Below are 11,699 nucleotides of genomic sequence, written 5' to 3'. Positions count from 1 at the left end.
AAAATCAGCTAGCCCTTTCTGCCCCCGTTATCAAGGCCGCCCGTTGTCTGCGGCTGTGATACTCCAATTGCGCCAAAGCACCGATGAACGCGTCCGAACGGCTGCTTTCCTGCATCGGGCGGCGCGCTGCGGCATCGACCAGAAACCGCACCTCGTCCAGAGGCTCGGCAAAAAGCAGCGCCGACTTCGGCATCACCATTGTCGCACCTGCCCGCAGCACCGACAGGCCCAGCCAGCCAATCTTCTGCGGCTTGGATGTATGCGCCCGCGTGGTGAAGGAATCGTATCCCGCCTTCTGCACCTGCGCGCCGATCCCGGCATAGATAAATCGCGCCGCGAAAATACCGGGACGCGCGCCGCGCGGCAGGCCTGCAACTCCCGCTTCCGAACGCGCATAAAGCCGGTTCGCCTGCACCAGCAGACGCCGCACCATCTGCCGCACCGCCTTGGTGGGGCGCGGATTGTCCAGAAACTGCTCGGGCGTCAGACCGGCCTCGGCCAACCAGTCGGTCGGCAGGTAAAGCCGCCCTTCCATCGCATCCTCGCCCACATCGCGGGCGATATTGGTCAGTTGCATCGCAACGCCCAGATCGCAGGCCCGCGCCAGGGCATCAGGGCAGCGCACCCGCATCAGCACGCACATCATCGCGCCGACAGCCGCAGCCACCCGCGCGCAATAGTCGTAAAGCTCTGATTCCGTGGCATAGCGCCGACCCATCGCATCCCAGGCCAGCCCCTCAAGCAGGGCTTCCGGCAAGGCGCGCGGCATGTCGAAATCTTCTACCATCGCGGCAAAGGCCCGATCCGCAGGCGCATCCAACGGACGCCCCTGATAGGCCAGATCCAGACGGTCGCGCAAGGACAGCACAGCCCGCGCCTTTTCGGGCTGCAAATCCACCGCATCATCGGCCAGACGACAGAACGCATAAAGCGCCAGCGCCGGATCACGCACCTTGGCAGGCAACAAGCGTGACGCCGCATGGAAAGAAAGGGATCCGTGGCGGATCGCCTCTTCGCAATGGGCCATGTCGCGGGGGTCGATCATTTGCGTGCCGCCACAATCGTTTCGGGATCAGGCACCAGTGTATCCAGCACCTCGGCAGAGGAAATCACACCGGGCAAGCCTGCACCGGGATGCGTGCCCGCGCCCACCAGAAACAGGCCCGGCACGGTCTCGCTGACATTATGGGGCCGGAACCACGCGCTTTGCAAAATACGCGGCTCGATCGAGAAACCGGACCCGTAGGGGCTCAGGTAACGGTCGCGGAAATCCTCGGGCGTGAAGATCAATTCCTCGGTCAGATGCTCGGTCAGGCCGGGCAGCAACTGCTCTTCCAGCACCTTGATCATCTTGTCGCGATAGGCCGCCGATTCCGCCTTCCAATCAACAGGATTGTCATGCCCCAGATGCGGCACGGGGCTGAGGACATAGAATGTATCGTCCCCTTCAGGTGCCACCGACGGATCGGTGACACTGGGCCTGTGGACATAAAGGCTCATATCGTCGGCCAGCTTGCCCTTGATGAAGATGTCGTTCACCAGACCCTTGTAGCGCGGCGCATTCAGGATCGTGTGATGGCCCGCATCGGCCCATTTGCCGCGCGTGCCCTTGGTGCCGAAATACCAGACATAAAGCCCCATCGACCAACGCGATTTTTTCAGCTTCTTGTCGGTCCAGCGTTTCACCGCATGGTTCCGCAAAAGCCGCGTATGCGTATGCCCCGCATCGGCATTGGACACCACGATATCGGCATCAATCCTCTCGCCGCCCGCAAGCCTGACACCCACGGCGCGCCCGTTCTCGACCACGATCTCATCCACATCGGTTTTCAGCCGCAGCAGGCCGTTCTGTTCCTCGATCACATGCGCCATCGCCTGTGCAATCGCGACCACGCCACCCATCGCATAATGGACGCCGAATTCCTTCTCCAGATGGCTCACAAGAATATACATCGAAGTCACGTTGAACGGATCGCCACCGATGAACAGCGGATGGAAGGAAAACGCCATGCGTAACCGCTCGTCCTTGAACCGCTTGGCAGCATGGGCATAGACTGAACGGTCGGCGCGCATTTTCACGAAACTCGGCAGCACTTTTAGCAGATCGGCGAATTTGTGCATCGACCGGCGGCCCAGATCCTCGAACCCGAACCAGTAACGCGCCTCGCTGTCTTTCAGAAACTTCTCGTAGCCCGGCAAGTCACCCGGCGACAGGCGCGCAACCTCGGCGCGCATCGCATTGGTATCCTGACGGGCGGTAAAGCTGGACCCGTCGGGCCAGCGGATTTCATAGAAAGGGTCCATCGGGCGCAAATCGACCTCGGCCTTGAAATCGCGCCCGCAGATCGCCCACAGCTCTTTCAGGATTTGCGGCACCGTCACGATGGTCGGCCCCAGATCGAACCTGTGCCCCCCTTGCGTGATGGATGACCCACGCCCGCCGGGCATGTCCAACCTGTCGATCACGGTCACGCGGTAACCGCGCGCCCCCAATCGCATGGCCGAGGCAAGACCGCCCAGACCGGCACCGATTACAACGGCATGTGGCGCAAGCGCGCGGGCGGCTTCGTCTGCAAGACGTGTATCGACTCGTGTCATCATCTGTCAACTGTAACATGTCTAGTTTAGTTTACAATCTGCAAGCTTGATCTCTTTCCAATTCCGCTGCGACATGTCAGACTAAATTGACACATGCGATGAAAGTGACCGATGCAGACCGTCAGCCTCAGCTTCTTCCGCTATGATAGCCTGCTAAACCGGCTTTGGGCGCTGGCGATGATGGGCGCCGCGCGCCTGTCGATGCCGCGCGTGGCTGGGATCGGATTCTGGAAACTCTGCGGCTCCGGCACGGGCGAGGGCTTCATGCCGCTACCCAATACCGCTGTCTATGCCATTCTCGCTACTTGGCCGGACGAGGCAACAGCCCGCCGCCAGACCGCACAGGCACGCATTTTCCAACGCTACCGCCGGCGCGCCGTCGAAAACTGGACCGTGTTCCTCACCCCCACTTCGGCGCGTGGCGTCTGGTCCGGAGTCGCCCCGTTCACCGTGACCGAAACCCCCACCCCCGGCCCGCTGGCAGCATTGACCCGCGCCACGGTCAAACCCTCGGTCGCGCTGAAATTCTGGCGCCGCGTGCCCGATATCAGCCAGATGATCGGGTCTGACACCAATGTCGCCTTCAAGATCGGCATCGGCGAGGTGCCGCTGTTCCATCAGGTGACATTCTCGATCTGGCCCGATACCGACAGCATGGCCGCCTTCGCCCGCGAGGACGGTCCCCATGCGCGCGCCGTCCGCGCCGTGCGCGAAGGCAACTGGTTCCGCGAGGAACTTTACGCCCGCTTCCGTGTCCTTGGCGACGCAGGAAGCTGGCAGGGCGGCAGCCCGCTTACCAGACTGGACAGACCTGCATGACCTCTCCCTTCCCGTTTTCAGCCATCGTCGGGCAAACCGCGATGAAACAGGCGATGATCCTCACCGCGATCGACCCCGGCATTGGCGGTGTTCTGGTCTTCGGCGATCGCGGCACCGGCAAATCCACCGCCGTGCGCGCGCTGGCCGCCTTGTTGCCCCCGATCACGGCGGTCGAAGGCTGCCCCGTAAACTCGGCTCGGATCGAGGATTGCCCCGAATGGACCGAAATAGGCTCGAAAAAAGTCGTGTCCCGCCCGACCCCCGTGATCGACCTGCCCTTGGGCGCGACCGAGGACCGCGTCGTCGGTGCGCTGGATATCGAACGCGCCCTGACCCGCGGCGAGAAGGCGTTTGAACCCGGCCTGCTGGCCCGCGCCAATCGCGGCTACCTTTATATAGACGAGGTGAACCTGCTCGAAGATCACATCGTCGACCTGCTACTCGATGTGGCCCAATCGGGCGAGAACGTGGTCGAACGCGAAGGTCTGTCAATCCGTCACCCCGCCCGTTTCGTGCTGGTCGGTTCCGGCAACCCCGAAGAGGGCGAGTTGCGCCCGCAACTGCTCGACCGTTTCGGCCTGTCGGTCGAAGTCCGCTCGCCCACGGATATCGAGGAACGGATCGAGGTGATCCGCCGCCGCGACGGCTTTGAATCCGACAATGCCGCCTTCATGAAGCGCTGGCGCAGCGCCGATACCAAGATCCGCAACCGCATTCTGGCCGCGCGTAAAGCCCTGCCGCAGATCGTGACATCTGACGCGATCCTGCGCGATTGTGCCGAACTTTGCGTCGCCCTCGGCTCGGACGGTTTGCGCGGCGAGCTGACCCTGCTCCGCACCGCCCGCGCGCTGGCCGCCTATCTTGAGGACACGACCCTGACGCGCGATCATCTGCGCGACATCGCGCCCTCCGCTCTCAGCCACCGCCTGCGCCGCGATCCGCTGGACGAGGCCGGATCGGCCACACGCGTGGCCCGCACCGTCGCGGACGTACTGGGGTGAGCGAGGGGGCCGACAGATGGCAGAACGCCTGTCTGGCCTTGCGGCTTCTGGCGGTTGATCCTGTCGGCCTGAAAGGTCTGTGCCTGCGCGCCCGCATGGGTCCGCCGCGTCAGGCTTTTGCCGATCTGCTGCATATCCTGCCCTTGCCCGCGCGCAAACTGCATCCCACCATCTCGGACGAACAGCTTTTCGGCGGCATTGATCTGGCCGCCACCCTTGCCGGTGACAGGGTCGTGCTGAACAAGGGGCTGACCGCGACACCCGCCGCCCTGATGCTGTCAATGGCCGAACGCGCCGGACCCGATCTGGCCGCGAAACTGGCGCAGGTGCTGGACACGGATCAGGGTCACTGCCTTGTCATGCTGGACGAAGGTGCGGGGGACGAGGAAACCGCACCCCCTGCCCTTAAGGAACGGCTGGCCTTCCATCTGGACCTTGACGGGATCGGCGCGCAGGAACTGACGACGCCGCCCGTCAACCTGTCCGATCTGGTGACAGCCCGCCAACGGCTTGCCGTGATCACCGCCAGCGCGGATGACGTGACCAGCCTTGTCACCATCGCGCTCCGTTTCGGCATCGACAGCCTGCGCGCACCCCTTCTGGCCCTGCGCGCCGCCCGCGCCCATGCCGCCCTGATGGGCCATGACCGGATCGAGACCACGGATGTGACCGCCGCCGCAAGCCTTGTCTATCCCTCGCGCGCCACGATGATTCCCGCTGATGAAGACCCGCAGGAAGACGCCCCCCAAGACCCTCCCCCGCCGGAAGATCAACCGGCCGAGGGCGAGAATCCCGAACCGCTGACAGGCATCCCCGACGAGCTGCTGATCGAAGCTGTGCGTGCCCTGCTGCCCCCGCATCTGCTGGACAGGATCATCGCTGGCGCGACCGCGCGCGGTGCCACCGGATCAGGCGGGGCTGGCGCGCGGCACAAGGGCAACCGGCGCGGTCGTCCCCTACCCTCGCGCCCCGGTCGTCTGGATGGCATCGCGCGGATTGATCTGGTCGCCACCCTGCGCGCCGCCGCCCCGTGGCAGCCGATGCGCCGCACAGCCACTCCCGACGCCAAGGGCCTGATGATCCGCCCCGCCGATATCCGCCTGAAACGCTACGAGGAAACATCCGACCGCCTGCTGATCTTTGTCGTCGACGCCTCTGGCTCTGCTGCGATGGCCCGTCTGGGCGAGGCGAAAGGCGCGGTCGAATTGCTGCTGGCCGAGGCCTATGCCCGCCGCGATCACGTCGCCCTGATCGCCTTTCGCGGCGACGGGGCCGAAGTGCTTTTGCCGCCCACGCGCTCGCTTGTGCAGACCAAGCGCCGGTTGGCCGGATTGCCCGGCGGTGGCGGCACACCCTTGGCCGCCGGCCTGAAAGCCGCAGGCGAACTGGCTGTGCAGGCGCGCGGTCGCGGCCTGAGCCCGACGCTCGCGCTGCTGACCGACGGGCGCGCCAATATTGCGCTGGACGGCCAACCCAACCGCCCCCGCGCCGCCACCGATGCCGAAACGCTGGCACGGATGCTGCGCGCGCAGGGGATCGCGGGTCTGGTGCTGGATGTCTCGGTCCGCCCGCAAGAGGCGCTGCGCGGTCTCGCCGCGCATATGGGCGCGCCCTATATCGCCCTGCCCCGCGCCGATGCCAAACGCCTCAGCGGTGCCATTTCCGCCGCCTTGGAGGGTTGAGCCATGGACTGGCCGCGCGACCTACCAAACTGGCCCAATGCCGCCCTGTCGCGGCTGGTGCCCAACCGCCCGCATCGCTGGCATGTGCAGGAATCAGGCACCGGCCCTTTGATCCTGCTGATCCACGGCGCAGGCGGGGCCACCCATAGCTGGCGCGATATCCTGCCCGATCTTGCGCGGAATTTCCACGTTGTAGCGCTTGATCTGCCGGGGCAAGGATTCACCGCGCTGGGGTCGCGCCAGCGTTGCGGGCTTGAGATGATGGCCGAGGATATCGCCAGCCTTTGCGCCGCACAGGGCTGGCAGCCCGATGCGATCATCGGCCATTCCGCCGGTGCCGCCATTGCCTTGCGCCTGTCGCAGCGCCTGCACTCGGCGCAAGGAAAAACCCCCGTGGTGATCGGCCTCAATGCAGCACTTGGCCCCTTCAAGGGCATGGCTGGCTGGCTTTTTCCCGTGCTGGCCAAGCTGCTGGCGCTCAACCCGCTGACGGCTGGGCTGTTCGTGCGCTCGGTCTCGGGTCAGGGGCGGGTGCAGGCTCTGATCCGCTCGACAGGCTCTGATCTCGACGCGCAGGGCATGGCGCTTTACGAGCGTCTGATCCGCGACAAGGGCCATGTCGATTCCACATTGCTGATGATGTCGCAATGGAAACTCGACCGCCTGCTGGACGATCTGCCAAAGATCACAACGCCCGTCACCCTGATCGCAGGCCGCAAGGACAAGGCCGTGCCCCCCGATGTATCGGAACGCGCCGCCGCCCGCCTGCCCGATGCCCGCTATATCGCCCTGCCCGATCTGGGCCACCTGGCGCATGAGGAAGAGCCCGCCCTGATCTGCAATCTGATCCGCGAAACCCTGCATAAAAACGGCATTTCGGGCTGGATCAGAGACTGACAGCATACAGGCCACCTAGCCGGGCATGTCTTCCACAAACTCCGGCAACTCGATCCAGACCTGCGCGCCTTTTGCAAGGCCAAGCGCGATTCCGACACGGCCCGCCATCACTTCGGCCTTGATGCGCGCGATAGGCAGGCCCAGCCCCGCACCGAAGGTGGTGCCCGCAGCATGGTCCAGCCGCTCAAACGGCGCAAAGGCCAGATCGGAATCGAAGGCCCCGAACCCCGGCCCGTTATCGCTGATGATAATACGGACGCGACCAAAACCGTGCCGCGTCACGTCAACCGACACGACACCGCCCTTGCCGCAATAGCGCAGCGCGTTCTCGACGATCTGCGCCAAAGCATCATCCAGCAGCGCAGGGTCGGCCAGAACCCGTGCATCGGTCGCACCCGATGTCACCGTGATCTTGCGATCCTCGGCCTCGGCGCGGTAGCGCTCCAACACGCGCGCCACAGATTGCGACACGCTAACCGGCGTCAGGTTCACAGGTGCCCGCCGCGCCGCCACATCCGCAAAATGCATCGTCTTTTCCACTGTGCCCAACAGCGCTTGCCCCGCCTCGGCGATATGGGCCGCATATTCCGATTGCTGGGTATCCCCCCCATCGCGCGCCTCGTCACGGATCAGACCGGCCATACCGATCACCGTATGCAGGGGTGTTCGCATCTCGTGGCTGATCCCCGCAAGAAACGCCGTCTTGGCGCGGCTCGATTGCTCGGATTCGCGCCGCGCTTTCTCCAGACTGACGGCATAGACCTCGGTGGCATTGGCATAATAAAGCAATTGCAGGATCACGATGCTGAAAGCTGACAGAACAGCCGCAGGCGCATAGATGCTGCCCGCCAGATCCTCGGGAATCAGAACCGGAAACCGGTCGCGCATCCCGAACCACAGCAGCCACAAAACCACCGGCAGCGCCGCCATGCCGATCAGAAGAACCCGTTCGCGGCTCGGCGAGAAAAGCGCAAAGGGAAACCCTGCCAAGGGCACCAGTATCACCGCCATCAGCCCCGCAGGATGGACAACACATGCCGCCAGAAAAACTGCGATATTCGTCGTAAGCAACCAGATCATATTGACGCAAAGCAAGGACACCCGCCCTTTCAGCAGGCGGGCAAGGGCAAATCCGCCGAAAGCCAGCGCCGCAATACCAAACGGACCCAATTCGCCACTGAACGCGGTCAGCACAAGCCAACCCGAGCAGATCAACAAACCGTAAGTGATGAAGATGAACGAAATACCGGCGCGACCGATGCCTGTATTGTCACCATCCACCTGTCTGCCCTCCAAGGCACGTTTTTCGTCTGATATCACGAAACTCATAAAACAACCCATATCCGGACCGGATAACCGCAAACACACCGCAAAATCGCAGTGCTTATGCCGCGATGCGGGTTGCACTGTCCAGCCCGCTTGCCCTGCGCCGAAGGACGCGGGCCTTGTCTTTCAGCAAAGAGGCTGCCCAAAAGGTCGGCGCTGGTTCGACGGGTCAACACGCGCCGTACAAGCCTATTCGAATTGCCCGTTCTGCATCAGGAAATCATACCCTTCGCGGATATCGCGGGCCAGCAGACCGGCGGCTGCCTCGCCGTCGCCCTCTTCCAAACGCCGGACGATTTCGTCATGGTAGTCCAGCGCAAGGATACCGCGCAGGTCATTGTCGAACTGCCCGCTGAACTGGCGCAGAAACGGACCGACCTGCAACCATAGCGTTTCAATCAGAAACAGCAATGAGGGCGATCCGCAGGCGGCATAGATACTGAACTTGAAATCATGATTATGCAGCAAATAGGCGTCGATATCCTGATCCTCGGCAGCGGCCGTCAGGGCCACGGCCACCTGCCGCAGCTTCACCAGACCGGCGCGGTCCAGCCCGTCAACAGCCCTGCGCGCCGCAGCAGGCTCGCAAATCAGCCGCGTTGTCATCAGGTCCGAAAACCGCGTCCGCGTCATCGCAGGCAGGATCATTGATCCGTTGGCCAACTGGTCCAGCGCATGCAGGGCCTGCAACCGCATCAGCGCCGAGCGCACCGGCATGTCACTGGTCCCCAGCTCCGCCGCCAGTTTGCGCGATGTCAGCTTGCGCCCCGGCGCGATCTGGCCCGACATCAACGCATGGCGCAGCCGCTCATAGACCTGTTCATGCAGGGGCTGCGCCGCGATGGGACCAAGGCCAAAAGGGGTTTGGCTGCTCATAGGGTCGTGCCGTAAAGCTGCCATTCAAGATCGGTCACCGTCACCGCCAGCGCATCATGCTCGCCGCGTTTCACCGCCGCAAACATTTGGTGCAGCGGCGCGCCCAGCAAGGCCTGCATCTGCGTGCAGGCCTCGAACTGCCCGATCGCATCCAGCCAGCCGCTTGGCATGGGCGCATAGCCTTTAGCGCCGCCCGCACCCGCGGGACCGGCCTCAAGACCCGCCGCGATCCCGTCAAGCGCGGCCCCCAGCACGATGGCGGCCACCAGATAGGGATTGGCATCGACACCTGCCACGCGATGCTCGAAATGCCGCGACGTGGCGCTGCCCGCGGGAATCCGCAGCGCGACATTGCGATCCTCGACCCCCCATGTATTCGAGGCAGGCGAATAGACAGTGCCCGCAAAGCGCCGCCAACTGTTCAGAACTGGTGCCAGAACCAGCATCGACGCCGCCATGCTTGACCGGATACCGCCAATGGCCTGCAACATCACCGCCGACAGTTCCCCCTGGGACGGATCGGCAAAGACATTCGCGCCCTGTTCATCCGTCAGCGACAGATGCAAATGCATCCCCGATCCCGAACTGTGCGAGAACGGTTTGGCCATGAAACAGGCCTCCATCCCGAAGCGCCTTGCCGTGGTCCGCAACAACCGCTTGGCGCGCACGATATCATCCGCCGCCCGCGCGAGCGCGCGGTAGCGCAGCGTCAATTCGAACTGTCCCGGCGCATATTCCGAAATCAGGCTTTCCAGCGGCAGTTCCAGCGCCGCCGCACCTTCGTAAACCGCATCGAAGAACGGGGCCATCTCGTCCAGCTCGTCCACCGACATGCAGTTGGTGCCCGTCAGACGCCGCCCCGTCATCGGTGCGCGCGCCGGCCGTGGCCGCCCATCGGCATCGCGGGTCTGATCAACCAGATAGAATTCCAGCTCCAGCGCCCCCATCGGGGTGAGGCCCATCGCTTGCGCGCGGTCGATCTGCGCCAATAGCGCATGGCGCGGGTCCAGCGGATGGGGCGCAGCATCCGCGCTGTCCATCTGCAACAGCACCAGCCCGCGCCCCGTCGCCGTTTGATAGCTCAGCGTCTGCGGCACCGGCCAGCACCGGCTGTCGCCGCCACCATCCTGCATGACCGCAATCGCCCCTGCCACATCATCGCCCGCCACATCCTGCGCAAAAAGCGAGGCTGGCATCCCACGCCCCGAGGCAAACAGGCTTTCCAATTCATGCCGTCGGATGATCTTGCCCCGCCCGACCCCGTGCAGATCGCTCAGCACAATATCAATAGCCTGCACATCAGGATAGGTTTCCAGAAAACGCACTGCCTCGGACAAGGGGGCGCGTTGGGAAGGCTGGGGTGACTGGAGCATGTGACCTGTCTCTGATTTTTTGTGATCGCATAATCTATCGCAATCCGGCGTTCCACGGAAAACACGAACGTATACGCATTTTTTACGAAATATAGTGCGGTGATTACTCTCTTGTAAGTCAGACAGTCGCCTTCTAATTTGCGATCGCAAAACATGGAAGCCGGAATGGAACAGCCAGACAGCACAACGCGGATCGCGATTCTTGGCGCCGGCCTGATCGGTACCGCCTGGGCTGCGCTATTCCGTCACCACGGCTTTGACGTCCGCATCTGGGACCCTGCCCCCGAAGCGCTGGATAGCGCCGAGGCGCGTATGACCATCCCTTTGGCGCAACTGGCCGAAATCGCCTCCGATGCAGGGCGATCCGGCACGCTGACCCTGTGCAAATCGCTGGAAGACGCGGTGACCGGCGCGGCGCTGGTTCAGGAAAACGCGCCCGAAAGCATCCCTGTCAAACACGTGCTCTATGCCCAAGTCGAACCGCATCTGGCAACGGACACCATTCTCGCCTCCTCCTCCTCGGCATTGACATGGTCCGATCTTGCCCCCGCCCTGCAAGACCCCGCGCGCCTGATCACCGCGCATCCGTTCAACCCGCCGCATCTTGTGCCACTGGTCGAGGTTTACGGCACCGATCCCGCCCGCATCCACCGCGCCGAAGCGATCTATCGCGCGGCAGGCCGCGTGCCGGTGCGTCTGAAAAAGGATGCAACCGGCCATATCGCGAACCGCCTTGCCTCGGCCCTGTGGCGCGAGGCCGTGTTCATGGTGCAGGACGGGATCGCTGATGTTGAAGCGATAGACGCGGCCCTCGTGAACGGACCGGGCCTGCGCTGGTCGGTGCTGGGCGCGCATATGGCCTATCATCTGGGCGGCGGGGCTGGCGGGATGGCGGGATATCTCGCGCATCTCGGCCCCAGTCAGGAACGCCGCTGGTCTGCCTTGGGGCAACCTTCGCTGACTCCCGACGTGCAGGCCGCTCTGGTTGCAGGCACGACCGCGGCCGCAAACGGGCGCAGTATCACCGAACTGGAAGCTGCGCGCGACAAAGCCTTGATTGCCGCCCTGTGCGCCCGCAATGATGCACCCAATGTCTGACACCTGCCCACACATGACCCCGCACCCCC

At 63.7% G+C, this 11,699-nt stretch carries 10 protein-coding genes; 5 read left to right on the top strand and 5 right to left on the bottom strand.

Translation table 11 applies throughout. The annotated features are described in order from the left end of the window. Positions 1-4: 4 nt before the first annotated feature. Together crtB and K7H22_RS15410 are read right to left on the bottom strand one after the other, a co-directional pair. Positions 5-1,045 (bottom strand): 15-cis-phytoene synthase, encoded by a 1,041-nt coding sequence (gene crtB / locus K7H22_RS15415; protein ID WP_230801767.1) that lies wholly within the window; start codon positions 1,043-1,045, stop codon positions 5-7. Continuing rightward, positions 1,042-2,601: a phytoene desaturase gene (locus K7H22_RS15410; protein WP_230801766.1), complete on the bottom strand. Its 1,560-nt coding sequence runs from the start codon at positions 2,599-2,601 to the stop codon at positions 1,042-1,044. The genes crtB and K7H22_RS15410 overlap by 4 nt, the downstream gene beginning before the upstream one ends. Positions 2,602-2,709: 108 nt before the next feature. Between K7H22_RS15410 and crtA the strand changes: the two genes are divergently transcribed. The 4 genes from crtA to bchO are packed head-to-tail and all read left to right on the top strand — an operon-like array spanning position 2,710 to position 6,997. After that, positions 2,710-3,417: a spheroidene monooxygenase gene (crtA, locus tag K7H22_RS15405; RefSeq protein WP_230801765.1), complete on the top strand. Its 708-nt coding sequence runs from the start codon at positions 2,710-2,712 to the stop codon at positions 3,415-3,417. Continuing rightward, positions 3,414-4,418 carry a magnesium chelatase ATPase subunit I gene (gene bchI / locus K7H22_RS15400; RefSeq protein WP_230801764.1) on the top strand — a complete coding sequence of 335 codons (1,005 nt, stop codon included), beginning with the start codon at positions 3,414-3,416 and terminating at the stop codon, positions 4,416-4,418. Before crtA ends, bchI begins: the two co-directional genes overlap by 4 nt. After that, the gene (locus K7H22_RS15395) at positions 4,415-6,100 is read left to right on the top strand and encodes a magnesium chelatase subunit D (RefSeq protein WP_230801763.1); all 1,686 of its coding nucleotides are present in this window, start codon (positions 4,415-4,417) and stop codon (positions 6,098-6,100) included. Before bchI ends, K7H22_RS15395 begins: the two co-directional genes overlap by 4 nt. Before the next feature lie 3 nt (positions 6,101-6,103). Further along, positions 6,104-6,997 carry an alpha/beta fold hydrolase BchO gene (gene bchO / locus K7H22_RS15390; RefSeq protein ID WP_230801762.1) on the top strand — a complete coding sequence of 298 codons (894 nt, stop codon included), beginning with the start codon at positions 6,104-6,106 and terminating at the stop codon, positions 6,995-6,997. 15 nt (positions 6,998-7,012) lie between these two features. Here bchO and K7H22_RS15385 read toward each other — a convergent pair whose 3' ends face one another. The 3 genes from K7H22_RS15385 to K7H22_RS15375 form a co-directional block, all read right to left on the bottom strand. Continuing rightward, a complete protein-coding gene (locus K7H22_RS15385) occupies positions 7,013-8,326 on the bottom strand; it encodes a sensor histidine kinase (RefSeq protein WP_230801761.1) in 1,314 nt (437 codons plus the stop codon). Positions 8,327-8,512: 186 nt separating this feature from the next. Then, positions 8,513-9,199 (bottom strand): GntR family transcriptional regulator, encoded by a 687-nt coding sequence (locus tag K7H22_RS15380; protein ID WP_230801760.1) that lies wholly within the window; start codon positions 9,197-9,199, stop codon positions 8,513-8,515. Then, entirely contained in the window at positions 9,196-10,572 is a 1,377-nt protein-coding gene (locus tag K7H22_RS15375; protein ID WP_230801759.1) for a glutamine synthetase family protein, read from the bottom strand. Before K7H22_RS15375 ends, K7H22_RS15380 begins: the two co-directional genes overlap by 4 nt. Before the next feature lie 165 nt (positions 10,573-10,737). On the opposite strand from K7H22_RS15375, the gene K7H22_RS15370 reads away from it, so the two are divergent. Further along, positions 10,738-11,670 (top strand): 3-hydroxyacyl-CoA dehydrogenase NAD-binding domain-containing protein, encoded by a 933-nt coding sequence (locus K7H22_RS15370; RefSeq protein ID WP_230801758.1) that lies wholly within the window; start codon positions 10,738-10,740, stop codon positions 11,668-11,670. The last annotated feature ends 29 nt before the right edge of the window (positions 11,671-11,699 follow it).

It is taken from the genome of Seohaeicola saemankumensis, assembly GCF_021021435.1.
Classification (GTDB): Bacteria; Pseudomonadota; Alphaproteobacteria; order Rhodobacterales; family Rhodobacteraceae; genus Seohaeicola.
This window is presented reverse-complemented; position numbering and strand designations above follow the sequence as displayed.

What these genes read in the sequence shown, in the direction of transcription:
- crtB (WP_230801767.1), bottom strand. Translation starts at nt 1,045, where the DNA reads ATGATCGACCCCCGCGACATGGCCCATTGCGAAGAGGCGATCCGCCAC.
- K7H22_RS15410 (WP_230801766.1), bottom strand. Translation starts at nt 2,601, where the DNA reads ATGATGACACGAGTCGATACACGTCTTGCAGACGAAGCCGCCCGCGCG.
- crtA (WP_230801765.1), top strand. Translation starts at nt 2,710, where the DNA reads ATGCAGACCGTCAGCCTCAGCTTCTTCCGCTATGATAGCCTGCTAAAC.
- bchI (WP_230801764.1), top strand. Translation starts at nt 3,414, where the DNA reads ATGACCTCTCCCTTCCCGTTTTCAGCCATCGTCGGGCAAACCGCGATG.
- bchO (WP_230801762.1), top strand. Translation starts at nt 6,104, where the DNA reads ATGGACTGGCCGCGCGACCTACCAAACTGGCCCAATGCCGCCCTGTCG.
- K7H22_RS15385 (WP_230801761.1), bottom strand. Translation starts at nt 8,326, where the DNA reads ATGAGTTTCGTGATATCAGACGAAAAACGTGCCTTGGAGGGCAGACAG.
- K7H22_RS15380 (WP_230801760.1), bottom strand. Translation starts at nt 9,199, where the DNA reads ATGAGCAGCCAAACCCCTTTTGGCCTTGGTCCCATCGCGGCGCAGCCC.
- K7H22_RS15375 (WP_230801759.1), bottom strand. Translation starts at nt 10,572, where the DNA reads ATGCTCCAGTCACCCCAGCCTTCCCAACGCGCCCCCTTGTCCGAGGCA.
- K7H22_RS15370 (WP_230801758.1), top strand. Translation starts at nt 10,738, where the DNA reads ATGGAACAGCCAGACAGCACAACGCGGATCGCGATTCTTGGCGCCGGC.